The organism is Pseudomonas sp. NPDC089734, from assembly GCF_044748865.1.
Classification (GTDB): domain Bacteria; phylum Pseudomonadota; class Gammaproteobacteria; order Pseudomonadales; family Pseudomonadaceae; genus Aquipseudomonas.
The window spans coordinates 432791-456667 of the sequence record NZ_JBIVGV010000002.1; the positions used below are offsets into that span (position 1 = coordinate 432791).

The window sequence follows — 23877 nt, forward strand, 5'->3', positions numbered from 1 at the left end:
CCTGCTGAATGCCGGGCGCAACGCCCTGCCCGACTCTCCCCCGCCCAGTCACTCGTGTAGAATCGCGGCACTCCAGACTCTGCACGACGTACATCATCAATGAAAGCAATTGAACTATTTTCAGGCATCGGCGGATTCAGGATAGCGTGCGATTCGTTAGGTATTGAAACCATCTGGGCCAATGACATAAACGCCAAGGCGGCGGCTGTCTATCGTGCTCAATTCGGGTCTGAAAGCTTTCATGAGGGCGATATCAATCACCTGTTGGATACCGTCCCCGATCACGACATATTGACGGGCGGTTTTCCGTGCCAGCCTTTTTCCAGCGCAGGGAAGAAACTGGGCATAGAAGATATGCGCGGTACTTTATTTGAAAAGATCGTCGATATTCTCGAGCGAAAAAGCCCGCGGTACTTCGTGCTCGAGAATGTGAAGCGCCTGCTGTCCATGGACCAGGGAAAACACTTCGCGACGATCCTCGATGCCCTCTCCAGAGTCGGTTACCTCGTTGAGTGGCGCGTGCTCAATGCCATTGACTTTGGTCTTGCGCAAAATCGTGAACGCATCGTCATCATCGGCAGGAAAGACCATACCCCGAACTCACACCTGTGCACCCGGGAAGATATCGGTGAGCTGACGCCGCACCAGATCAGGCAAGCCGCCGATGCTTCAAGCTGGAAAAACATCGAGGACCACGGCGCAAAATTCAACACGTGGGGGCTGGCACTTCACGGTAAATTCTTTCACGCCAAGATCAATCGTTTTTCCGAAAGGCAGAAAGACGTCAAGCTTCATGAAGTGCTTGAACGTCACCCTGATGCCCGGTTCTTTTTCACCGAAGACACCCTTGAAAGAATCAAGAACAGTGATGAAGTAAACCGCTACTACAGCGGTGTCGAAATTCTGTACAACCAGAAAGGTGGAGCCCGGATGGGGTATTCCATCTTTGGTATCAATGGCGTGGCCCCGACACTGACCTGTACCGCCAGCCGTCATTACGAGCGCTACAGAGTCGGCAATGAATACCGCAGGCTGACGAACATCGAATACGCCCGAATCCAGGGGTTTCCTGATCACCATTGCGACACCGCATCGGTTTATGACCAGTACACCCTCTATGGCAATGCCGTACCACCCGCGCTCGTTGCGTGGGCACTGCGCAAAGTCATCCATCACGAAGGCACGACCTTTCAACCCTCCCCAGGCATTGAGTCACCTGCCGCCCTTGAAACACAAATGGACTTGATATGATTGATACCGTGCATTTGCGCAGCCACATCAAAAACAACTTGCCGAGCATCGTTCATCAACTGAACAGCTACCTGCGCGGCGAGAACGTTTCCGATATCGAGGGCATCCTTCAGCGCATTGGGCGAGGAGGCCGTCTGCCTCATTGGTATGACCTGCTGCTGACAGGCCAGTCGATGCCCAACCTGGATGGCAAGACCATTGGCAGCGTGATTGAAATGACGCTGATCGGCGTGCTTGAAAAACACACGTTAAGTTCTTTCGGTATTCCGCACCTGGTGGTCAATCCGGCGAAAGGCGTCGACATTCCCTTATTGAATCTGGGCGTCAAATCCCCATCCGAGAACTTCTGCACCAGTGAGCCGTTCTTCTCGGCCTATGAGCGGGTATTGGGTAACGAGAGCGATGCCGTCATCCTCCTGACCGATTACCAGACCGCCAAGCGCAATCCTCCGCCGGTCCGTATCCAGATCATCAAGGCCGCCTATCTCAAGGGCAGTGAAATTGCCGACCGAAACCTGTGCATCATTGCCAAGAGAAACAGGGAGCCGCTCTACCACCAGAATGAGGCCTCCTGCAAAAAGATGCTTCAGTTCCTGTGCCATGTGAACCAGCAAGACTGGCGAGCCAAGGCACTGCTCCGACTGGTTTATTCTCTGTTCGACTCGGACGCAACCCTGCTGGACCTGTTGAACGATATAGAGGCAGATTTCGCCAAGAAGCTGATGGCGGATTCACGCAAGGGCACCGAACCCCTTCCCCAAAGCGAACTGGATAAAGTCCTGGAGATTCGCGGCTCCAACCACAAGGTTTCGGCCATCATCAATGCCTGCAGTGACTGGGTCATCGATAATCACAAGGATTTCGCCCGCCTGCCCAATGACAATGAGTGGTATCGCTTCTTGCGCAGCGATCTCGATGGAAGGATTGGCATGAGCTTCGCCCTGCAATGGCGATATAACTTCGGCAACCTCTTCAATGCGCTGGACCTCATTCCCTCTCTGTCCACACTCGACATGCAGAACCTGGTGGAACTGGAAGACCGGGACGAACTTTTCTAACCGATGGCAGACAGGTTTCTATAAAGTCGGAAACCTGTCTGACTTCATGTTATCGCGTAACAAACCCATTACATAAAAGATACAACTCCACAACGTTTAGTTGCACAACGTAAATTAAACGAAAATTTCGCCCTTTAATGCGTGTTATGCCTATACGATATAAGCAGTCAACACTATCGTTACAGGCCCCTCCATGAATCGCCTCCTCTGGAAGTTAATTCCAAAGACTCAGCGTGAGTTGTTACTTGAGCGTCTTCCGGTCATTGATCGACAAGTCGTCAACAAAACGCTGTCTGGCAAGAATCAGTTTCCCCAGGCGTTCGACAAGCTGGAATGCCTGTTCATCCATGTGCCCAAGTGCGCAGGTAGCAGTGTGGCTCACGCACTGTTTGGGGGCACACCAACGGGGCATATGCCACTGTACTGGTATGAAAAGCTGTTTAATGAACGCTACCTCAACTACTTCAAGTTCGGGTTCGTCAGAGACCCGTTACAACGTGCCTTGTCGGCCTATAACTACTTGCAACGCTCCATGGAAAGTCGAGACAAGACAGCCCACTCACTGGTGACCAAATACCCCACTTTCGATGCCTTCGTGGACAACTGGCTGTCGCCGGAAAACATCACCCGACAAATACACTTTGCACCGCAGTATTACTTCCTGCAGAACGCCATGGGCAGCATCGATGTGGATTTCATCGGTCGCCAGGAAAACCTTGCTGCCGATTTCCGCACACTGTGCCTTCATCTGCATGTCAAAACCGATTTGCAACACATCAACCGCTCCTTGCGCTCCAAAAATCCGGACAGCCAGGCTTGCTCTGCCGCATCGCGCCGCAAGATCCGCGATGTGTATGCCCGTGACTATGAGTTGTTCTCCTATGAATAATCCCGCTCCCCTCCTCGTCGCACCGACCCTGGTCGTGAATCAAGGCCTTCGCGAAGCGATGAAGTATCAACACGCATGCTGCGTCTGGCTGACAGGGCTATCCGGCGCAGGCAAGTCCACACTGGCCAATGAGCTGGAACAGGCGCTGCACACCGAGGGGTTCCACACCTACCTGCTCGATGGCGATCAGGTACGGCAAGGGCTTTGCCGGGATCTGGGGATGAGCGATGCGGATCGTCACGAGAACGTGCGCAGAATTTCCGAAGTCGCCAGGTTGATGGTCGACGCAGGGTTGATTGTCATCGTGTCGGCCATATCGCCCTTTCGGGCAGACCGGGATGCTCTCCGCCACACGCTTGCGGCCGGAGCCTTCATAGAGGTCCATGTCAGCACCCCGCTCACGGAGTGCTCCCGTCGCGATGCCAAAGGCCTTTATCGCGCGGTCAGGGAAGGTCGGATTTCCAACTTCACAGGCATCGACAGCCCCTATGAAGTCCCCTTGCAGCCCGAATTCGTCATCGATACCAGCCAGGACGATACCGGTACCTTCATTGCCGGGCTATTGCGCCGTATCACGCAATAACCGGGCAACAGGCGCTTACTTCTGGCTCAACGCCCCGACCTTGCCCATGATGTTTATCATGAACTGTTGCAGGGTCATTTTCTGGCCGTTGAAGTCGACCATGCCATTGGCGTAATGCAGGTTGGAGACGATGTCGTTGCCTTCAACCTTGGCCAGTTGCAGCATTTCGGCCATGGCACTGAGCATGTCGCTGGCTGCAGACGCCTGATTGGCAATGGCCTGGGTGTCGGTCTGGCCTTCAAGACCGGCTTGCAGAGTCGCGATGTCGCTGATCATCGGCTTGGACAAAAGCACCTGCGCCTTTAGCTGCGCGATGGTTTTGATAAACGTATCGCTGCCCGGCTGCTGAAGGGAACCGGGATCGGTCAGGTCCACGGCGATATTCATATGGCTCTCGCCATTGGCTGTCTTGAGGGAGAGTTTTTCCAGCTCAAGATGGGGTTTCCCCGCCAGGAATGTCGTCAATGCGCCTTTGATCCGCTGTTCTTCGGCAGGGCTGAGCTGCAACCGGAAAGAGCGTTTTTCCTGCACGGCGGCCTGTTGTTGAGGCACCACCTGCTCCTGATAGAACTGATACAGGGTCTGAGTAGACGCCGCATCGAAGCTGGAGAGTTTGAAACCCAGGTGCGCAGAACCGATATCCTTGTCGCTGTAGGAAATCATGCCCATGTCGTAGTTGAACTGCGCCGCCAGATTACCGCCCTCTTCCTGTGCGAGGTTGGTGTTGACGAAGTTCTTGATGAGCAGGGGTTCTCTGCCTATCAACTGGAAGCCGAGGGTATCGATTTTCAGATTGCTGTGGCCCAGATACAGGCCGGACTGACCCTTGGTGCCTCCGGTATCGAAAGTCAGGCCTTTGAGCCCGATGCTCACCGGACCTTCTTTCGAGGTCACATTGAGTTGCAGGTTATCCACTTTGCCCGTGAGGTTGAGCTTCCTGGCATCGGCAGAAACTTCAGCCGTCATGTCGACGCCGGAGAACTTGAACTGACCGTCCACATCGACCATTTCCCACGGGGCCATTTTCATCCAGCCACGGGTGGAACGGTCATAACCGATACTGGCCTGTCCCTTGAGTGGAGACGTATCGCCGTTCATGGCGAACCATTTCTCCGACGATGCATTCTTCTCCATCTCGAAATTGCTCAAGGCCATGACCGGTATGAGCTTCAGGCTTTTCAGGCGCGACAGCGGAATCGGCCCGTGCTCGATATTGTCGACGAATAGAAACTCGGCTTTCTGGCCGTCGCGGATGTACTCCTTGTTCTGGATCTCGACACGGTAATGCGCCGTGCTGCTGAAAAAGTGGCGATCCAGCGAAACCAGCTCAAGGGTAAGCCCATTGTCAGTGCCGGCGAGAGACTCCTGAAGCTCCTGATTCGCCTTGCGGATCGACTCGTTGAGCACGCCTTCCAGTTGATTGCCGGTGTACCAGGCCCCTGCAGTTGCCAATACACCTGCAACGGCAATGACGCCGATCGCGATACCTGCTGATTTGTTCATAGAGACTGAAGATGTCCGTTCCAATGATTGAAAAAACCTTCCCTGCGCCCAGGATGAGCCTCGGCCCCGCACGTTGAATCGCGAGTTGGCGCAGCTTGCAGCACGGCCCAAAAGTGCCGAGAGATTATCATTACCCGCCCGTGACAGCCCATACAGAGTTGTCAGCCCGCTCCGTAGTCCAATACGGACTTATCGAGACGGGTTAGACAGGTCTACCCGTACTTCGTTGTAGTCCGCTGTTCGACACATGGGTAGTCATGATCCTGCTGTAAACGTTAGGCTGACCTCGAACTTGAAAACGGGATATGAAGACATGACTGCACAGCAAGGTGAGCGAGGCCCGATCAAGGCCGTTATTTTCGATATGGATGGCCTGTTGCTGGACACTGAAGGGGTGTACACCGAAGTCACCCATCTGATTGCCAGCCGCTACGGGAAGACCTTCGACTGGTCAGTCAAACAACACACGATTGGCCGTGGTGCCCGTGACTTTTCGAGCTACGTGATCCAGGCACTGGAACTGCCGCTGTCCGTGGACGAGTTTCTGGAAATCCGTGAGCCCATGCTCGATGAGCGCTTTCCTCGCGCCCCGGCAATGCCTGGCGCTGAAGCGCTGGTACGGCACCTGGCGGCGAACAATATTCCCATTGCGGTCGGCACCAGCTCTTCGGTGCATTACTTCCAGGCCAAGACCACCTTGCATCGGGCCTGGTTCGAGCTGTTCGAGACGGTTGTGACCGCCGACGATCCCGAGGTCGGAGCCGCCAAGCCAGCCCCGGACATTTTCCTGGTTGCCGCTCGACGCCTGGGAGTCTCGCCCGAAGACTGTCTGGTGTTCGAGGACTCGCCATTCGGCGTCACCGCCGCCAAGGCCGCTGGCATGTATGCCGTCGCGGTACCCGACTCGCACATGCCGACCGAGCAGTATGAGCATGCGGATCTGCTGCTGGCCTCACTGGAAGACTTCCCGCTCGAGGCCTGGGGCCTGCCGAAGAAGGCCTAGGGACAAGGGCTCTGCACGAATGCCATCGTCGTGCGGAGCCTGCTGGACCGAATATCCGTAGCGGATAGAACCGAATTGCCACCCGTCTTCACACGACGCTAGAATGCGATCAATTCTTGATTACATCCAGCAAGGACGGCTGGAGGCTTCTGTGGTTTCTATGTCGTCAGTCGATAGTTCGCACCATCAGGATATCCACACACTCTATTGCGAGCATCACGGCTGGCTGCAGGGTTGGCTTGGTCGCAGACTGGGCAACAGCAGCGATGCCGCGGATCTGGCTCACGACACCTTCATGCGCCTGCTCACGCGCCAGTCACTGCGCAATCCGGGCAGCGAGCCCCGGGCCTTGCTGACCCATATCGCCAAAGGGCTGGTCATCGATCGCTGGCGGCGACAGGATGTCGAGCGGGCTTATCTGGAAACCATCGCTCATTTGCCGGAACCGGAAGTCCCGTCCCCGGAAACCCGCTTGCTGATTCTGGAAACACTCTACCGGGTCGAATCCATGCTCCGCGACCTGCCGGAGAGAACACGCCAGGCTTTCCTGATGTCGCAGATCGACGGGCTGACCTATGCGCAGATCGCCACTGAACTCAATGTCTCGCTGATCAGCGTCAAGCGCTACATGCGCGAAGCCTTCATTGCCTGCCTGAGTGTGGCCTGATGAGCCAGCAGATCGACCCGCAGATCCTGGGCGAGGCTGCCGACTGGATGGTTCAGTTGCAATCGGGCGTTGCAACCGAAGAAGACCATCGCGCCGTCCAGAACTGGCGCAACCGCAGCCCTCAACACGCACAGGCCTGGCAACGGGCAGAAGCGATTCTGGGAGATTTCCGGAACCTGCCGGGGGCGATTGCCACCGAAACGTTCAAGCGTGTGAACCACAACAAGGGCATCGGTCGACGCCAGGCCCTCACTCGCCTTGGCCTGTTGTTGCTGGCCGGGCCGTCGGCCTGGATGGCATGGCAACACACGTCATTACGGCAATGGACAGCCGATCAGCATACGGCCGTCGGTGAACAGAAAAGCCTGACACTGCCCGATGGCACCCGCGTGCTGCTCAACACCGCCAGCTCCCTGAACATTGCATTTGGCCCTGAGGAAAGGCGCCTGCAACTGCTGACAGGCGAAATATTGATCACCACCGCGAAGGATTCTGCGCGCCCTTTTTTCGTCCAGACCGAGCACGGTACCGCTCAGGCACTGGGTACGCGGTTCAGTGTGCGTATCGACGGAGAACGCAGTCTGGTCGCCGTGCAGGAAGGCTCGGTCCGGATGCAACCGAACACCGGCCAGAGCCTGTTGATACAAGCAGGCGAGCAAAGTGCATTCAGTGCTTCTACCGTCATGCCGGTCACGTCTCTGGATGCCGCGGCCCTGACCTGGGAAAACGGCATGCTGCTGGCCCGGGACATGCGTCTGGCGGACCTGATCGACGAACTGGGACGCTATCGTTCCGGCGTGCTGCGTTGTCATCCCGCCGTGGCGAACCTGCGTGTGTCCGGCGCCTTTCCGTTGCGCGATACCGATGCCAGCCTGCGCCTGCTGCATGACTCTCTGCCGGTTACGGTCAGCAGCCTGACACGCTACTGGGTTGCCATCGAGCCACGCTAAAACCGGATCAAAACTTTATTCAATTTCACTGATACCTTTTTGCGTGTCGTTCGGTAAGCAGATGAATCCTCACTTTTCTCTGCGCCGACAGGAATGCCGAATGACTCTCAGGCCGCTTCAGCCCTCTTCCAGACACCGTACGGCGCGCGTTCGTTTCGCAGCGCTGAGCATGGCCATTGCATTGGCGACCCTGACGTCGGTCCAGCCTGCGTCAGCCGCCGAAACAGCCGACAGCGCTGCCGTCCGGGTCTTTGCCATTGCTCCCGGCCCCTTGAATCAGGTACTGGCACAGTTCGCCGCTCTTACAAGTGTTCCGCTGTCGTTCGATCCTTCACTGCTGAGCAATCGCCAAAGCGCCGGCTTGCAGGGCAGCTACAGCGTTCAGGCCGGTTTCCAGCAGTTGCTGGCAGGCAGTGGCTATACGCTGCTGAGCACCGGTAACCATGGCTACACCCTGGCACCCGTGATCGAAACGGGCAGTGCCGTGGAACTGGGTGCAACCACCGTCAGCGGTGAAGCGAATCGTGCGGCCGACACTTATGAAGGCGGCCAGGTCGCACGCAGCGCGCGTCTGGGCATGCTCGGCAACCGGGAAATCAAGGACGTGCCCTTCAGCGTGACGAGCTACACGGCGGAGGTCATCAAGGATAAACAGGCCCGGACCGTAGGCGACGTCTTGCTCAATGACGCCTCGGTGCGCCAGTCGGCAGGCTTCGGCAACTTCTCTCAGGTTTTCACCATTCGTGGCCTGCCTCTGCAAACCGACGATATTGCCTTCAACGGCCTGTACGGCATTCTGCCTCGTCAGATCATCACGACCGAAGCCCTGGAGCGCGTCGAGCTGTTCAAGGGGCCCAATGCCTTTCTGAACGGTATTTCTCCACAGGGAAGCGGCATTGGCGGCAGCGTCAATCTGGTTCCCAAACGAGCGCAGGACACACCGACACGCAGCGCCACGCTGGATTACACCAGTGACAGTCAGGTCGGCGGTCATCTGGACCTGGGTCAACGCTTTGGTGAAGACAAACAGTTCGGTGTCCGGGTCAACCTGGCGCAGCACGAAGGCGATACCGCCATCGACGATGAATCCCAGCGTTCTGCGCTGATCGCCATTGCCCTGGATTATCGGGGCGAACGTCTGCGCCTTTCGGCCGACCTGGGTTATCAGAAAGAGCGTATCAATCAAGGACGCGCCGTGGTTTACCCCACCGGTACGAGTGTTCCGAAAGCGCCTTCGGCCAAACATAACTATGCGCAGGACTGGACCTGGTCGGAGCTTGAAGACACTTACGGCATGCTCAACGGCGAGTACGACCTGAACGACCACTGGACCGCTTATGCCGGTGTGGGTGCCAAGCACACCCGCGAGAACGGGGTTTACTCCTCGCTCTATGTCAGCGATGCCAATGGCACTGCGCGAGGCGGCTTTCTGTATCCACCCCATGACGAGGACAACAAGAGCGCCATGGGTGGGCTCAACGGTCATTTCGACACCGGCCCTGTCAGCCATCAGGTCAATATCGGGGTGTCGGGCGTCTGGGGGGAACAGCGCTCGGCGTACGAAGCGCTTTACGTCGCCAGCCGTTTCAACAGCAACCTGTATAACCCCGTGCAGGTTGACCGCCCCACACCACCGGCCACGTACTTCGGCAGCGACCTCAGCGATCCGCGTATTGTCGGCAAGAACCGCATGAAAAGCGCAGCAGTGTCCGACACGCTGGGGTTCGTCGATGACCGTCTCCTGCTGACGGTCGGTGTGCGTCGCCAATCGATCGAAGTCGACGCCTGGAATACGGCATCGGGAGCCCGGACCGCCAACTATGACGAGTCCATCACCACCCCCATCTATGGGGTTGTACTCAAGCCGTGGGAACATGTTTCGTTCTATGCCAACCGGATCGAAGGCCTGGCGCAAGGGCCTACGGCCCCCAGCTCGGGGGTGACCAATATCAACGAGGTCTTCCCGCCCAAACGCAGCAAGCAGACCGAAGCCGGGGTCAAGCTGGACTGGGACAGCTTCGGTGCAACCCTGGGTGTCTATCGCATCGAGCAACCCAACAGCGCAACCTACCCGAATGCAGGTTCCACCCTCGGCACATTCAGGGTCGATGGCGAGCAGTTGAATAAAGGTGTCGAACTGAACCTGTTTGGCGAACCGCTGGAAGGGCTGCGCCTGCTGGCCGGAGCTGCCTGGATGGACACCGAACTGAAGAAAACGGCAGGTGGGCTGACCGATGGCAACCAGGCGGCCGGCGTACCGCGCTATCAGTTCAACCTGGGCGCGGACTGGGATGTTCCCGGTATCCATGGCGCGGCGCTCAATGCGCGACTGCTGCGCACCGGCGACCAATATGTAAACAGCGCCAACACCTTGAGCATTCCGGCGTGGACACGGGTCGATCTCGGAGCGCGCTATCGATTCAAGCTGGAAGAGCGGGACATTACCTTGCGCGCCAATCTGGAAAACGTGGCCAATAAAGCCTACTGGGCATCGGCCTCGACCTCGAACAACTACCTGACCCAAGGAACACCCAGAACCTTGAAGGTCTCGGCCACCGTCGACTTCTGATGCCCCACATGCCCACACCGGCGTGTGGGCATTCTTCATCATTTTGGCCTTCCCAACGCCCCCGTAAACAAGCCAGTATGCCCTCCTGATCCCGCTTTCGATGACAAGGAGGATGTTGAGCATGATTTACAGAACGCTTGGCCAGTCAGGCCTGAAAGTTTCCACGCTGACGCTCGGTTCCATGATGTTCGGCGAACAGACCGACACCGAAGAATCCCTGCGCATCATCGACAAGGCGTGGGATCAGGGTGTGAATTTCATCGACACTGCCGACGTCTACAACGGCGGGCGTTCCGAAGAAATCGTCGGAGAAGCCATTGCGGCACGGCGCAGCGAATGGGTGCTGGCCACCAAGGTCGCCATTGGCCCGAACGATGGCCTCCCGAACCGGGCCGGCCTGAATCGCAAACACATTTTCAATGCCATCGAAAACAGCCTGCGCAGGCTGGATACCGACTACCTGGATATCTATTACCTGCACAAAGAAGATCACGACACGCCGCTGGAGGTCACGGTATCAGCCATTGGCGACCTGATCCGCCAGGGCAAGATCCGTTACTGGGGCCTGTCGAACTATCGCGGCTGGCGCATCGCGGAAATCGTCAATGTCGCCCAGCGTCTGGGTGTGGACAAGCCGGTCATCAGCCAGCCGTTGTACAACATCGTCAACCGTCAGGCCGAGATCGAGCAGATCACGGCTGCCGCGTTTCATGGGTTGGGAGTCGTGCCTTACAGCCCGCTGGCGCGGGGCGTGCTCAGTGGCAAGTACGCACCGGACATCACGCCCGCCAGCGACAGCCGCGCAGGACGTCAGGACAAGCGCCTTCTGGAAACGGAATGGCGGGTAGAATCGCTTCGCATTGCCCAGCGTCTTCAGGAGTATGTGCAGGACAAAGGCGTCGGCCTTGTCGAGTTCGCCATTGCCTGGGTGCTGAACAATAAAGCGGTGACATCGGCGATCGTCGGTCCACGTACCGAACAGCAGTGGAATCATTACATCAAGGCTCTGGATGTGAAGATCACGGCTGAAGACGAAACCTTCATCGACTCACTGGTGACACCGGGGCATGCCTCCACGGCAGGCTTCAATGATGTACAGCACTTCGTTTCAGGGCGGCTGACTCGCTGAATGGCAATGGGTTATCAACGGTTGTCATCGCGGCCCTGCTCGCGATGACAAACCGATCTGACGCCCTTCGTGTATATAAATGCTCATTCAACATCTTGCTGTCAGGGGCGTTAAAATACGCCACGATCCGATGACTGACGGGCCTTGAACATGAACTTCGCCCGTCCCGGACCCCATAACGCCACGGCCTTCAAGACTTCCGCGCAAGTCTTGGCTAATCTGTTGGCAATCCAATAATTCTAACCAGCCAGGTTGATGAAGAAGTATGGCGATGCGCAAGACTGATAGAGAAGCCTTTTTGTGCTCGGTCCTGGGAAACGAACAACCAGCGCCACACCTTGCCAGAGCCGTGATCGAAGAAAAGCTGCGCAACGCCATTCTGGATGGCAGCCTGCCAAGCGGTACTGCCTTACGCCAGCAGGAACTGGCCACCTTGTTTGGCGTCAGCCGCATGCCGGTACGTGAAGCCTTGCGCCAGCTTGAAGCCCAGTCTCTGCTGCGTGTCGAAACCCACAAAGGCGCTGTCGTCGCCCCCTTGATCACCGAAGATGCCGTGGACGCCTACGGCCTGCGTATCCTGCTGGAATCCGAAGCCCTGCGTTTGTCCATCCCGCTACTGGATGCCGACGATCTGGCCACCGCACGGGGCTATATCGAGTTGCTGGAAGTTGAAACCGACTACTCGAAAATGGGCACGCTCAACCGCTTGTTCCATATGTCGCTGTACGCCAAGACCCCCAACAAACGCCTGATGCGCATGGTAGAAGAAGGCCTGAACGAAGAAGAACGCTTCCTGCGCTTCAACCTTTCGTCCATGGGCCTCGGCAAACTGTCCCAGGACGACCACTGGGAATTGCTGCGTCTGGCCGAGGAAAAAGCCGTCGAGCAGGTTGTGGCCGCTCTGCAGAACCACCTCAACCGGGGTGTCAAAGCCATCACTCAATACCTGAACAACAAGAAGGCTGCGGAAGAGAAACCGGTTCGCCAACGCAAGAAAAGCATTGCCTGAATCCGCTTCACGGCTGATTGCAGCCTGTCACCCGTGCCCATAGCGGCATACCTCCCTCACTTCCCCTTGTGCTTCCTTGCCTGCGCCGCGAGGCATCCGTTTGCGTGTGGCGTTTTTATGCCTGTTTTCCTGAACCATCCGGTTGGCCTGTCTCAGGAATAGGGCAAACTCGGTCGTGACTGCGGTGCCATCCAGCCGGAGGGTTGTGCCCTGGTCATGCTTGTACTGCCCCTTTGATGCAGGGCAGTGCCCCCGTTCATTTGAACGTATTGGGAAAGGAGTTCTTGCGAGGGCAACCCGACAGGGAAAGTTATTTCCAGTCGCGCCCACCGAAAAGACCAAACGTTAATTGTTCGGCATCACAGCAACGCTGAACGAGGCATTCGTTCATTATAAGTAATTTTGGCTTTAATTAGCCGAAAGGGTTGCTTACACCCCTATAAAACTCAAACCAAAAGTTTTATATAGCCCCTCTCATACTTGAAAAAACCACCTATAAAATAATGTAAAAAAGTAATTGCACACATCCTGAAAAGTGCTTTAACTTTTCTTCGCAGCCCACACTAAAGGCCGAATCACAAGAACATCAGGTCATCCCCAGACAGGCTGTACACACAGGCTACATGGCTCCGCAAAGGACCTTGCAGCGAACTCAATAACATTCACCGTTAGAGGGCGTTCCCTTTAACAGGCCTTGTATCGCCTGTTCATCGAACCCCAGCAGCGCTTAGTTGCAAACACGACGGCTGTTACTCATTCATGACGTCACAGCCCACACTTGTTATTACGACGACCGGGATATCGCCATGCTTTGTCAGAAAACACTACTGGACCGTAAAAAAGTTGAACTTAGCCAACACCCCATCTTTGCTGAAATCAACTCGCTGGACGTGCTTAAACGCTTTATGGAAACCCATGTATTCGCCGTCTGGGATTTCATGTCCTTGACCAAGCGTCTGCAACAGGAACTGACCTGCACGCAACTTCCATGGTTGCCACCTCGGGATGCATCGGCGGCCAGGCTGATCAATGAAATCGTCCTGGGGGAAGAGTCCGACGACAAGCTGGATCACGGTCATTACAGCCACTTTGAGTTGTACCTGGATGCCATGCGAGAGATTGGCGCCAGCACCGTACAGATAGAACGCTTCGTCGAGCTGCAGAAGCAGGGTGTGCATTACGCCACAGCCTTGCAGCGGGTCAACGCGGGTCAGGCCGCCTCGGTGTTCGTGACCCACACATTGAATACGGCCCTGCATGCCCCCGCCCACAGCGTGGCAGCCGCTTTTCTGCATGGCCGCGAAAGCGTCATCCCGATGATGTTCCAGAGCATCCTCGACGAATGGGGCATCACCGTCGATCAGGCCCCGACCTTTCGTTACTACCTGGAACGCCATATCGAAGTCGACTCGGAGGACCACGGCCCGGCTGCCGAGCAATTGCTGGCCCGACTGGTCAATGGCGACGAGCAACGCGAGCGGGAGGTCTATCAGGCCGCCATTGCCGCCGTGGATAGCCGGGTCGAGCTGTGGGACACCCTGCGCCTGAGCATGCGCGAACCCCTGATGCAAGCCAGCGCCTGAGCCCATCGCAAGCCCCTCACCCTCTACAAGGAAGCCATCATGAAAGCAGAAGACTACACGTCGTTCATTGATGCCTGGGAAGGCCGCGCCACCATTCGCACTCGCCCGCGCCGCATCGTCGAGAACGATGAAAAACTGATCTACCCGCTCAGCCGTCAGCCCTTGGTGCTGAGCGAGACCTTTACCCGCGAGTGCCCTCACCTGCGTGACTACGCACTGGTACAGAGCCTGTACAAGTTCATCAACGATGTCGTGATCTTCGAGACGGAAATCGTCGACAAGACCGCCCGTAGCATCGCCAAGGACAACTTCGCCATCCGCTTCCCTTTCGCCTGCCGTTACGACGCGATGACGGTGGTGGTCGATGAGGATTACCACGCACTGGTGGCCATGGACTTCATGCAGCAGACCATCGCCCTCACCGGTATCGCCCCCATCGAACTGCCTCATGAAATCGAGCTGAGCCGGGCGATTCCTGCTGCGCTGGCCCTGGCACCGGAACACCTGCGTAGCGCCGTGGAACTGATCTGCGTCGCCATCGCGGAAAACACCGTCACCAATGATGTGGCCGCCTTTGCCAAGGACGACTCGGTCAAACAGTCGGTCAAGGGGCTGATGGCCGATCACCTGCTGGACGAAGGTCGTCATTCCGGCTTCTGGGCGCGGCTGGTGCGTATCTACTGGCACACCGCGCCGGAAGAAGACCGCGAGTGCATCGCCCGCATCATGCCGGTGTTCATTGCTCAATATTTGACCAATGACATTCAGCATGGCTTCGATTTCATCCTGATCGATCACCTGCAAGTCGAAGCCTCGGTCAAGCAGGCACTCAAGGCCGAAACCATGGCCATGAGCTTTCCGATCAACCGTCACCACCCACTGATCGGCAATATCGTGCGCTTCTTCAAGACCAGCTCAATGCTCGAAGCACCTTGCGTGCAACGTGCGCTGGCCGATTACCTGCCCACCCAGGGCATGCTGCAATGAAGCGCCTGGAGATCGTGCTCATCGGTCATAGCCTGACCCTGAGCGAACTGCACACCGAATTGCTGGCACACGGGCATACGGTCCATCACCTGAGCGATCCGCATGAGAGTGTCGCTGGCAAGGCGTCGGTCCTGATCGAGGACGGCACGCTGGTGCTGAGCGACGCACAGCTCAGGGCATTCGCGCCCTCCGATCATTTGAGCCTGCGCGTCGGGGTGATGCCACACGCGCCTGAGGCCCTGCCTCGTCTGGAGCTGCTGTGCTGGCATGGTTCAGCCACGACCCAGCACCTGATCGTTCGTGAATGGTTGCCCGATCAGGCATCCGGCAACGGTCGCGTGTTGCGCGATGAAACCATCGCAGCCTTCGTCGACAAGGCCGCCCTGCTGATCAGTCGCCTGTCCAGAGACGAGCGCTATTTCGCCACGCTCGGCACCGTCGAACCGGCCCAGTGTGAATCGCAGGAAAGCCTGCACGCGATAGACCGTCTGCTGTTCAGGCATCGTCTGAATCAGACCGCTCAAGAGCACTTGCTGACACGGGCACAGACACCACTGACCGAGCGGCTGGAACACAGTTTTCAGGCCTTCGCCGAGCGCTCCGCCCTGTCGTTTGCCGATCGGACCTTCAGCTATCGGGAATTACACGCTCAGAGTGTTGCGATCCAGCGTCATCTGTTGCCGCTGATCGAGGCCCCCGCGCCTGTCGTCATTGGCATTTGCCTGCCCAAGTCTGCGGCCCTGTACGCAGGTATTCTGGCGATTCTCCGCAGTGGTGCCATCTATCTCCCCCTGGACCCGAGCCAGCCCGTTCAACGCCAGCAATACATTCTGGAAAACTCGGGCGCGGTGCTGTTGCTGCATGACGGTTCACATCCGTTGGCCAAGGCGGGGTTTCCCGCGCTGGACATCGATTCGATCCAGGCCGACGCAGGCGATCAGCCTTGTGCTCACAGAAACATCAACAGCGACTCGCCGTGCATGGCGCTCTATACATCGGGCACGACAGGCCATCCGAAAGGTGTGCTGCTCAGCCAGCACAACCTCAGCCACTTTACGGCCTGGTATGCCGAGTATGTGAACCTGTCCGGGCAGAGTCGGGTGTTGCAGTTTTCGACGCTGAGTTTCGACTCGTCAGTGATCGACATTTTCCCCACCTGGCTCAGCGGCGCAGAGCTGGTGGTCCCCGATGAAGATCAGCGGCGGGATCCTCTACAACTGGTCGCTCTGCTGAAACGCAGAATCAGCCATGCCTTCCTGCCGCCCGCCTTGCTGAGCATTCTGCCGCTGGATGAACCACTGGGCCTTGAGCATGTGATGACCGGCGGCGATGTCTGCGAGCCTTACGTTATCGAGCACCTGACCCGGCAGTGCCGTTTTCATAATCTCTATGGTCCGACCGAAGCCACGGTGCTGGTCACGGCCGGGCAGTTCCAGCCCGGCAGCAGCAACCGCAATCTGGGCCGACCGATTGCCAACAGTCAGGTCTGGATCCTCGACGAGCAGTTACAACCCGTGGAAGAGCAGACCCAGGGCGAGCTGTACATCGTGGGGCCGGGCGTCTGCCTGGGTTACCTGCGTAATCCCGAACTGACCGCCGAACGCTATGTACAACTGGCATTACCAGACGGGCAGTCGTTGCGCGCCTATCGAACCGGCGATATCGGCAAATGGACGGCGCAAGGTATCGAGCTGGCCGGGCGGCGCGACAATCAGGTGAAGATCCGTGGATTCCGGGTCGAGCCGGAAGAAATCGAGCATTGCCTGCGCAGCAGTCAGTTGTATCGGCAGATTGCCGTGGTGGTGGATGAGCAACGGCACATTCTGGCGTTTCTTGCCCAGCCGCATGAGGCCGACGAAGCCGCACTGTCTGCCTTGAAAGCCCATGTGCAACGCCTGCTACCCGACTACATGCACCCGGCTGCCTATACGGTGCTGGCGAACATGCCATTTGCCAGTAACGGCAAGATCGACCGCAAGGCGCTGCTGGAAATACCGGTGAGCTTTACCGGGCAACTCACCCGACGCCTGCCGGAAACCGAACAGGAGCAGAGGCTGCTCGAACTGTGGGCCGAACTGCTGGAGTTGCCTGTCGGGGATATTTCCACCGACGAAAGCTTCTTCAATCTCGGGGGCCACTCGATCCTGCTGTCGCGCATGTTGCTGGGGATCCGCGAACGCTTCGGACGCAGCATTCCGATCAACCGCTTCATCGAAGCCCCTACCGTTCTGACCCTGGCCAGCCTGATCGCCAGCGAAGGTGCATCGACTTACACCATCAGCCCGCAAGCCTTGCTGGATGCCAATGCCGAGCTGGACATACCTGTTCTGCCCATCAGCAGGCTGGGGGATGTGCACAAGATCATCGTGACCGGCGCCAACGGTTTCCTCGGCGTGCATATCGTCGAAGCCCTGCTGGCCTGGGGTGCAAGCGAGGTGGCATGCCTGGTACGCGAAAGTGCAGGGCAAAGCGCACGGGAACGCTTCATTCAGTCACTGCGGGAGAACCGGCTGGAGCATCTGGACCTGAGCCGGGTGACGATCTATGCCGCCGACGTCACACAGCCACAGCTGGGGTTGAGCAATGACGTGTATGAGCGCCTGGACCGGGACTTTGGTGCGCTGGTGCATAACGCGGCCAACGTAAACCACGTTCAGGACTACGAAACGCTTATCCGCGACAACGTTGAGCCGGTCTTTGAATGCCTGCGACTGTGCGAGGGGCGTAGCAAGAAGATCTTCAACTTCGTTTCCACACTGTCCGCCTCAAGCGCCGTCAATGCGGCAGGCAGCGTGCTGGAACAACCCGCGGCCGCCACACCGCCGATTTACATCAAGAACGGTTACAACCTGTCCAAATGGGTTGCCGAGCGGGTCCTGCAACGGGCCAGGGAGCAAGGCGTCTGGGTGAATATCTATCGCCCCGGCAACATCGCCTTCAACAGCGTCACAGGCGTGTGCCAGCCCCAGAAGAACCGCTTGATGCTGATGCTCAAGGGCTCGCTGCAATTGGGCCAGGTGCCGGAGTTCGCCATCAATTTCGACCTGATGCCCGTGGACTTCCTGGCGCGTTTCATCGGCTTCCATGCCAGCCGCTACCAGGCCAGTCGAGCGGTTTTCAACCTGCATAACCCCGAGCCCTTGAGCTGGAACAGTTATGTCGATGCCTTCCGCGAAGCCGGACGCGAATTCGAGATGGTCAGCGTGGCGCACTGGCAGACCCAGCTCAGCCGGGTCGACAGCCAGAACGCGCTGTTCGGCGTGCTGGGTTTTTACCTGGACGGCTTTGAGGAAGACATCGGCGACATCTCGATGATCGAGTACCAGAACGCGCTGGCCGGCATCCGCCACATGGGCGAGCAATACCCGCAGAAAACCCCGGCGCTGCTGCGCAAGGGGTGCGACTACCTGAAAGAAATCCACTTTATCTGAACCACACCGACACGAAAAAACGGAGAACGCCATGAACGCAATCAACACCCTGAAACCCGACACCCTGATCAAGAACCCTGAACTGTGCAAAGTCGTATCGAGCGTGGAAGTTCCGGGCGATGCCAATAGCGTATGGGCCATCGTCGGTAACTTTGGCGGTTTCCAAGCCTTCATCCCGGCACTGGAAAGCACCGAAGTCACCGGTAAAGGCGTGCGCTCGGTACGCAGGAAACTGTTCAAGGATGGCAACGTGGCCATCGAGCAACTGAACTCCCACGACAACCACACCCGCACCATGACCTGGACACTGATCTACACCAGCCTGCCGGTCGGCAATCTCTGGGCAGCAATGACCGTGCAGCCCACGGGCGACAATGACTGTGTCGCGACCTGGACCATCATTGCCGAGCCGGATCAAGGCGGGCCTGAAGCTCTGCCAGCGTTTCAGGAATTCCTTCAAGGCTTCGCTGACAGTGCCATGAGCAACGTACGCGGCCTGTTTGCCTGAGACCCAGCACTGCCGCCACCCGCTCAGCGCCAAAGGCCTGGGCGGGTTTTGTCGTTTGCGCGGTTGCAAATTGACGAAGGCTTTCACACAATGCGATTTATTATCATTTACATAGCGCTGGGATGGCGCGCCTCAATGCCTTCTCATCACTCGGTCATGCACACGCTCTACACCGATCACCATGGCTGGCTCCATGCATGGCTGCGCAGCAAACTGGGCAATGCCGCCGATGCCGCCGACCTTGCGCAGGACACATTTGTACGGCTGCTCAATCGCCGCGAACTGTTTGAACTCAAAGCACCTCGGGCCTTCTTGCGCACGGTTGCCAAAGGCCTGGTGATCGATCACTGGCGTCGTGAAGAACTCGAGCGGGCCTACCTGGAGGCGATCGCTCATTTACCCGCCCACGAAGCACCGTCACCGGAGTCCCGCGAGCTGGTTTTCGAGTTGCTGGAAAGCATCGCCAGCATGCTCGATGGCCTGAAGCCCAAAGTCAGGCAAGCGTTTCTGCTGGCTCAATGCGAAGGTATGCCGCACAAGCGCATTGCCGAGCATATGGGTGTGTCGCTGCGCTCAGTGGAGCGCTACATTGCCGATGCGCTGTATCACTGCTACCTGCTGCGTTACGACGCATGAGCCTGAGCCCATCCCGCCATCAGCCTTCACCACAGGTCGTGAAACAGGCGATTCAGTGGTCAATGCGCCTGAACAGTGCCTCGGCCGATCCCCGCCTGTACAGGCAATGTGAACAGTGGCGCACCGAGCACCCCGACCATGAGTGTGCCTGGCAGCGGATTCAGGCATTGAGCAGCGAGTTGAGCCATAGTTTCCAGGCGTTGCCCGGATCGGGTGCGGCTTTTGAGGCGCTGGAAAACAGCGCACAACGGCTCGGGCGCAGACGAGCACTGAAACTGCTCTCCGGCGTGGCGGTGTTGGGCTCGGCGGCCTGGGTCTCGCGAGAAACCGTGCCCTGGGAACAATGGCAGGCCGACTTTGCAACCCACGTGGGCCAGCGCCACAGCTATCAGTTGCAGGACGGAACACGCCTGCAACTGAACACTGACAGCGCAGTGGATCAGCACTTCACGGCACAGCAACGCCTGATCACCCTGATGCGTGGGGAAATCCTTGTGGCCTGTGGGGCCGACTCACAAAGCCCTGCACCCAGGCCGTTGCGGGTTCAGGGTCGCCATGGGCTGTTTGAAAGCATTGGCGGTCGCTTCGTCGTGCGTCAGGAGCAGGCAAAAACCCGCATCAGCGTCATGGAAGGCAGTCTGGTGATCCGCTCACCTGTCTCCCCGCCTGTCCAGGTGAAAGCCGGTGAGCATTATTCGATCACTCCTCAACATGTCGCCCTGCTACAGGCTCTGGATATGGACGCTGCCGCATGGGCCGAAGGCCTGATTGTGACGAAAGATATGCGCCTGGGAGATTTTCTGGCCGAGGTCGGACGCTATCGACGAGGTTATCTGGGGTGTGCGGACGACATTGCGGATCTGCGTCTTTCCGGTGTGTTCCGGCTGGAAGACACCGACAAGCTGCTGGCGGTTCTACCCCAGACGCTCCCGGTAAAACTCAGTTACCGCACGCGCTGGTGGGTATCGCTGCAACGCCAGGCCTGATTATTTTTGGCGGGTTTCGCTCGGTCGTCCGGCTTGGAGATCAGTACCCCTCCCTCTTAATCGACATGACGGAACTGTCCCCATGACCCGGCTTCAAGGCATATCGCATTCTCACCCTGATCCTGACGGCTATGTCCGCCCTGATGCAAAAGGCATTTCAACCCTCGGCATGGCGGTTCGTGCCGCCTTGATTTCCATGACCCTGGGTGCCGCCCTCCTGCCGCTTCAGGTACAGGCTCAGGAACCGCCATCGACGGGCAGCGCTGTTCGTGACTACAGCATTGCGGCCGCTCCGCTGGGGGAAGCGTTGAATCAGTTTGCACGACAGGCAGGCATTACATTGTCCGCGACACCGGCACAGACCGCTGGTGCTCGCTCACCGGGGCTGCAAGGCCGTTACTCCATAGAACAGGCCTTGACGATTCTGCTGGGCAACAGCGGTTTGCAGGCGGTTTCTCAGGATGGCAGCAGCTATGTGCTGCGTCCCGCAGAAGAGGCGGCCCTGTCGCTGCCCAGTACCGATATCCGCGGCTTCGCACTGGGCAATGCCTTGGGCAGCATGGATGGCTATAACGCCACACACAGCCAGATCGCGACCAAGACCAGCACATCCCTGCTTGAAACCTCGCAATCGGTTTCGGTAGTGACCCGCCAGCAGATGGAGGATCAGGGGTCACAGACGGTTTCACAGGCCATGCGTTATACACCGGGCGTACTGACCAATCCTTATGGGGCGACTCATCGATACGACTATGTCGCGATGCGTGGTTTCAACGATGGCTCTGTGGATAACATTTACCTGGACGGTCTCAAGTCCATGGGTGACAGCGGGACCTACAGCACCATGCAGGTCGATCCGTATTTCCTTGAGCGGGTCGATATCCTCAAAGGCCCGTCATCAGTGCTCTATGGACGCAGCTCACCGGGCGGTCTGGTGGCGTTGACCAGCAAGAAGCCGCTGTATGAGCCTTATCACCAGATTCAGGCCACTGTCGGGACACAAGGGCAGCGTGGCCTGGCTTTCGACTTCAGTGGCCCCGTGGATGAGGACAAGCGCATTGCTTATCGCCTGACAGGGCTGACTGATAGATCCGACACCCAGTTCGATCATGTGGAAGAGAAGCGCTATGCATTGGCACCGACGGTCAGCATCGACTTCAGCGAAGACACGTCACTGACATTGCAGGCCTATCTGCAGCACGATCCCGAAGGCGGCTATCACGGCGGTGTTCCTGCCGATGGCGCGCTTCACCAGCGCAACGGGCAACGCATCTCGACGGACTTCTTTGATGGCGAGCGAGGTGTGGATGGCTACAGTCGCGATCAGCAGTCCTTTGGTTATCAGTTTGAACATCGCTTCAACGATGTCTTCACCGCACGGCAGAACTTCCGCTATCTGGATTCCAAAGTGAAACTGGATCAGGTTTATGCCTACGGCTGGACCAGCGCGACCAGCAATGAACTGAACCGTTATTACTCCGGCGGCGATGAGCGCCTGCACTCTTTCATCGTCGACAACATGTTGCAGGCCGAGTTTTTCACCGGTTCCGCCAAGCATACGACGCTACTGGGTGTGGACTATCAACGGCGCAAGACCGTCGTTGACTGGACCAGCGGGCAACTTGCTTCGTTGAATGCCTTCAACCCGGTGTATGGCAACTCCGCAATCACTTATTACAGTCCGACCAGCTATCTGCGGCGTCTGGAGCAGACAGGCCTTTATGCCCAGGATCTGATCGAGCTGGACAAGTGGCGCTTCTCTCTTGGCGTACGCCAGGACTGGGTCGAAACCTCCGACGAAAATCGACTGGCTGAGACCGGGCGTCCGGCCGGGACCGAAATCAGTGACAAGCGCACCAAACTGACAAGCCGGGCCGGTGTGCTTTACCTTTTCGATAACGGGCTTGCGCCTTACCTGAGTTATTCCGAGTCGTTTAACCCTAACTCGTACTCTGACAGCAGCGGCAACCCGCTGGCACCTACAGATGGCACTCAGTGGGAAGCCGGTATCAAGTATCAGCCACCCGGAACGGACAACTTGTTCACTGCCTCGGTATTCCGTATCGATCAAGAAAATCTGGCGTCCAAACTGCCGCAGGAGAACTTCTATCGTCCGGTTGGAGCTGTACGCTCTCAGGGGCTGGAGCTTGAGGCACACGTGCAACTGACCGATAACTTCAAGGTGCTCGGCAGTTATACGCTGACCGATATTGAATATTCAAAATCGATGATCAGCACATTGAGCACAGCCAGCAACATCATTGAGAACAAGGGCAACTCACCCACCCAGGCCCCCAAACATATGGCATCGATCTGGGGGGACTACGCCTTCAATAGCGGTGCTCTCGATGGACTTCGTCTGGGAGGTGGTGTGCGGTATGTCGGCTATAGCTGGGCAGATGCAGAGAACACCATGAAGGTACCCGCCTATACGTTACTGGATGCATCCGTGGGGTACGATCTCGGCAAGGTGGGGCTCAAGGGTGTCGATGTACGAGTGAATGCCAATAACCTGACCAACGAATCCTACATTGCATCCTGTGCAAGCCTGAGCTTCTGCTACATGGGCGAAGAACGGAATGTCAGTGCGACGGTCAGCTATCAGTTCTAGTTAGAACCCTGGAAAGACAAAACCCCTGTCTGCGCGAGCAGACAGGGGTTTTTAATTGAATCTTGACGATGACCTACTCTCACATGGGGAAACCCCACACTACCATCGGCGATGCATCGTTTCACTGCTGAGTTCGGGATGGGATCAGGTGGTTCCAATGCTCTATGGTCGTCAAGAAATTCTGTGGCCGATCCGTTACTGCGTAACGTGTCAGCGAATTCTGGTGACTTCTACTTAAAGACAAAACCCCAACTGCCTTCGCAGTTGGGGTTTCGCAAATGAATCTTGACGATGACCTACTCTCACATGGGGAAACCCCACACTACCATCGGCGATGCATCGTTTCACTGCTGAGTTCGGGATGGGATCAGGTGGTTCCAATGCTCTATGGTCGTCAAGAAATTCTGTAGCCAGTGCGTACCTTGCAGCACGTCCCAGCGAATCGGGTATGTGATCGGTTTGTGCGCAAACTTTCGTCTGTCGTCTTCACTCACCATCAACCTGCGCTCTGCAGATTGCTTGGG

The 23877-nt window shown here is 57.4% G+C and carries 18 protein-coding genes and 2 rRNA genes; 17 read left to right on the forward strand and 3 right to left on the reverse strand.

What is annotated here, in order from left to right:
• Nucleotides 1-99 precede the first annotated feature (99 nt).
• The 4 genes from ACIPY9_RS04640 to cysC all read left to right on the forward strand — a co-directional run bounded on the left by ACIPY9_RS04640 (nt 100) and on the right by cysC (nt 3781).
• Nucleotides 100-1251: a DNA cytosine methyltransferase gene (locus ACIPY9_RS04640; RefSeq protein ID WP_400697367.1), complete on the forward strand. Its 1152-nt coding sequence runs from the start codon at nt 100-102 to the stop codon at nt 1249-1251.
• Nucleotides 1248-2309, forward strand: a complete 1062-nt coding sequence (locus ACIPY9_RS04645) for a hypothetical protein (RefSeq protein WP_400697369.1) — start codon at nt 1248-1250, stop codon at nt 2307-2309. Before ACIPY9_RS04640 ends, ACIPY9_RS04645 begins: the two co-directional genes overlap by 4 nt.
• Nucleotides 2310-2502: 193 nt before the next feature.
• Nucleotides 2503-3198 (forward strand): sulfotransferase family 2 domain-containing protein, encoded by a 696-nt coding sequence (locus ACIPY9_RS04650; protein WP_400697371.1) that lies wholly within the window; start codon nt 2503-2505, stop codon nt 3196-3198.
• Nucleotides 3191-3781 carry an adenylyl-sulfate kinase gene (gene cysC / locus ACIPY9_RS04655; RefSeq protein ID WP_400697373.1) on the forward strand — a complete coding sequence of 197 codons (591 nt, stop codon included), beginning with the start codon at nt 3191-3193 and terminating at the stop codon, nt 3779-3781. The genes ACIPY9_RS04650 and cysC overlap by 8 nt, the downstream gene beginning before the upstream one ends.
• A 15-nt stretch (nt 3782-3796) precedes the next feature.
• On the opposite strand, the gene ACIPY9_RS04660 is transcribed toward cysC, so the two are convergent.
• Entirely contained in the window at nt 3797-5284 is a 1488-nt protein-coding gene (locus tag ACIPY9_RS04660; RefSeq protein ID WP_400697375.1) for a YdgA family protein, read from the reverse strand.
• Nucleotides 5285-5597: 313 nt separating this feature from the next.
• Here ACIPY9_RS04660 and ACIPY9_RS04665 point away from each other — a divergent pair, with 313 nt between their 5' ends.
• The 13 genes from ACIPY9_RS04665 to ACIPY9_RS04725 all read left to right on the forward strand — a co-directional run bounded on the left by ACIPY9_RS04665 (nt 5598) and on the right by ACIPY9_RS04725 (nt 23353).
• Nucleotides 5598-6287, forward strand: a complete 690-nt coding sequence (locus tag ACIPY9_RS04665) for an HAD-IA family hydrolase (protein ID WP_400697377.1) — start codon at nt 5598-5600, stop codon at nt 6285-6287.
• A 160-nt stretch (nt 6288-6447) separates the two neighbouring features.
• The gene (locus ACIPY9_RS04670) at nt 6448-6954 is read left to right on the forward strand and encodes a sigma-70 family RNA polymerase sigma factor (RefSeq protein WP_400697379.1); all 507 of its coding nucleotides are present in this window, start codon (nt 6448-6450) and stop codon (nt 6952-6954) included.
• Nucleotides 6954-7904 (forward strand): FecR domain-containing protein, encoded by a 951-nt coding sequence (locus ACIPY9_RS04675; RefSeq protein WP_400697381.1) that lies wholly within the window; start codon nt 6954-6956, stop codon nt 7902-7904. Before ACIPY9_RS04670 ends, ACIPY9_RS04675 begins: the two co-directional genes overlap by 1 nt.
• 100 nt (nt 7905-8004) lie before the next feature.
• Nucleotides 8005-10473 (forward strand): TonB-dependent siderophore receptor, encoded by a 2469-nt coding sequence (locus ACIPY9_RS04680; RefSeq protein WP_400697384.1) that lies wholly within the window; start codon nt 8005-8007, stop codon nt 10471-10473.
• A 121-nt stretch (nt 10474-10594) separates the two neighbouring features.
• Nucleotides 10595-11602 carry an aldo/keto reductase gene (locus ACIPY9_RS04685; protein ID WP_400697386.1) on the forward strand — a complete coding sequence of 336 codons (1008 nt, stop codon included), beginning with the start codon at nt 10595-10597 and terminating at the stop codon, nt 11600-11602.
• A 271-nt stretch (nt 11603-11873) separates the two neighbouring features.
• Nucleotides 11874-12611, forward strand: a complete 738-nt coding sequence (locus tag ACIPY9_RS04690; RefSeq protein WP_400697389.1) for a GntR family transcriptional regulator — start codon at nt 11874-11876, stop codon at nt 12609-12611.
• An 806-nt stretch (nt 12612-13417) separates the two neighbouring features.
• Nucleotides 13418-14194 carry a DUF3050 domain-containing protein gene (locus tag ACIPY9_RS04695; RefSeq protein WP_400697391.1) on the forward strand — a complete coding sequence of 259 codons (777 nt, stop codon included), beginning with the start codon at nt 13418-13420 and terminating at the stop codon, nt 14192-14194.
• A gap of 39 nt (nt 14195-14233) precedes the next feature.
• Complete coding sequence (locus ACIPY9_RS04700; protein ID WP_400697394.1) at nt 14234-15181, forward strand: diiron oxygenase; 948 nt, start codon at nt 14234-14236, stop codon at nt 15179-15181.
• The gene (locus ACIPY9_RS04705) at nt 15178-18612 is read left to right on the forward strand and encodes a non-ribosomal peptide synthetase (RefSeq protein WP_400697396.1); all 3435 of its coding nucleotides are present in this window, start codon (nt 15178-15180) and stop codon (nt 18610-18612) included. The genes ACIPY9_RS04700 and ACIPY9_RS04705 overlap by 4 nt, the downstream gene beginning before the upstream one ends.
• 31 nt (nt 18613-18643) lie before the next feature.
• Nucleotides 18644-19120 carry an SRPBCC family protein gene (locus tag ACIPY9_RS04710; RefSeq protein WP_400697399.1) on the forward strand — a complete coding sequence of 159 codons (477 nt, stop codon included), beginning with the start codon at nt 18644-18646 and terminating at the stop codon, nt 19118-19120.
• A gap of 135 nt (nt 19121-19255) precedes the next feature.
• Nucleotides 19256-19756: a sigma-70 family RNA polymerase sigma factor gene (locus ACIPY9_RS04715; RefSeq protein ID WP_400697401.1), complete on the forward strand. Its 501-nt coding sequence runs from the start codon at nt 19256-19258 to the stop codon at nt 19754-19756.
• Complete coding sequence (locus ACIPY9_RS04720; RefSeq protein WP_400697403.1) at nt 19753-20742, forward strand: FecR domain-containing protein; 990 nt, start codon at nt 19753-19755, stop codon at nt 20740-20742. The genes ACIPY9_RS04715 and ACIPY9_RS04720 overlap by 4 nt, the downstream gene beginning before the upstream one ends.
• A 169-nt stretch (nt 20743-20911) precedes the next feature.
• The gene (locus ACIPY9_RS04725) at nt 20912-23353 is read left to right on the forward strand and encodes a TonB-dependent siderophore receptor (protein WP_400697432.1); all 2442 of its coding nucleotides are present in this window, start codon (nt 20912-20914) and stop codon (nt 23351-23353) included.
• 60 nt (nt 23354-23413) lie between these two features.
• Here the strand turns inward: ACIPY9_RS04725 and rrf (ACIPY9_RS04730) are convergent.
• Together rrf (ACIPY9_RS04730) and rrf (ACIPY9_RS04735) are read right to left on the reverse strand one after the other, a co-directional pair.
• Nucleotides 23414-23529: ribosomal RNA gene (rrf, locus tag ACIPY9_RS04730) — 5S ribosomal RNA — on the reverse strand.
• A gap of 107 nt (nt 23530-23636) precedes the next feature.
• Nucleotides 23637-23752 (reverse strand): 5S ribosomal RNA (rrf, locus tag ACIPY9_RS04735).
• Nucleotides 23753-23877: the final 125 nt, after the last annotated feature.

Excerpts from the sequence above, each read along its gene's own strand:
- ACIPY9_RS04640 (WP_400697367.1), top strand. The coding sequence starts at position 100 with ATGAAAGCAATTGAACTATTTTCAGGCATCGGCGGATTCAGGATAGCG.
- ACIPY9_RS04645 (WP_400697369.1), top strand. The coding sequence starts at position 1,248 with ATGATTGATACCGTGCATTTGCGCAGCCACATCAAAAACAACTTGCCG.
- ACIPY9_RS04650 (WP_400697371.1), top strand. The coding sequence starts at position 2,503 with ATGAATCGCCTCCTCTGGAAGTTAATTCCAAAGACTCAGCGTGAGTTG.
- cysC (WP_400697373.1), top strand. The coding sequence starts at position 3,191 with ATGAATAATCCCGCTCCCCTCCTCGTCGCACCGACCCTGGTCGTGAAT.
- ACIPY9_RS04660 (WP_400697375.1), bottom strand. The coding sequence starts at position 5,284 with ATGAACAAATCAGCAGGTATCGCGATCGGCGTCATTGCCGTTGCAGGT.
- ACIPY9_RS04665 (WP_400697377.1), top strand. The coding sequence starts at position 5,598 with ATGACTGCACAGCAAGGTGAGCGAGGCCCGATCAAGGCCGTTATTTTC.
- ACIPY9_RS04670 (WP_400697379.1), top strand. The coding sequence starts at position 6,448 with ATGTCGTCAGTCGATAGTTCGCACCATCAGGATATCCACACACTCTAT.
- ACIPY9_RS04675 (WP_400697381.1), top strand. The coding sequence starts at position 6,954 with ATGAGCCAGCAGATCGACCCGCAGATCCTGGGCGAGGCTGCCGACTGG.
- ACIPY9_RS04680 (WP_400697384.1), top strand. The coding sequence starts at position 8,005 with ATGACTCTCAGGCCGCTTCAGCCCTCTTCCAGACACCGTACGGCGCGC.
- ACIPY9_RS04685 (WP_400697386.1), top strand. The coding sequence starts at position 10,595 with ATGATTTACAGAACGCTTGGCCAGTCAGGCCTGAAAGTTTCCACGCTG.
- ACIPY9_RS04690 (WP_400697389.1), top strand. The coding sequence starts at position 11,874 with ATGCGCAAGACTGATAGAGAAGCCTTTTTGTGCTCGGTCCTGGGAAAC.
- ACIPY9_RS04695 (WP_400697391.1), top strand. The coding sequence starts at position 13,418 with ATGCTTTGTCAGAAAACACTACTGGACCGTAAAAAAGTTGAACTTAGC.
- ACIPY9_RS04700 (WP_400697394.1), top strand. The coding sequence starts at position 14,234 with ATGAAAGCAGAAGACTACACGTCGTTCATTGATGCCTGGGAAGGCCGC.
- ACIPY9_RS04705 (WP_400697396.1), top strand. The coding sequence starts at position 15,178 with ATGAAGCGCCTGGAGATCGTGCTCATCGGTCATAGCCTGACCCTGAGC.
- ACIPY9_RS04710 (WP_400697399.1), top strand. The coding sequence starts at position 18,644 with ATGAACGCAATCAACACCCTGAAACCCGACACCCTGATCAAGAACCCT.
- ACIPY9_RS04715 (WP_400697401.1), top strand. The coding sequence starts at position 19,256 with ATGCCTTCTCATCACTCGGTCATGCACACGCTCTACACCGATCACCAT.
- ACIPY9_RS04720 (WP_400697403.1), top strand. The coding sequence starts at position 19,753 with ATGAGCCTGAGCCCATCCCGCCATCAGCCTTCACCACAGGTCGTGAAA.
- ACIPY9_RS04725 (WP_400697432.1), top strand. The coding sequence starts at position 20,912 with ATGGCGGTTCGTGCCGCCTTGATTTCCATGACCCTGGGTGCCGCCCTC.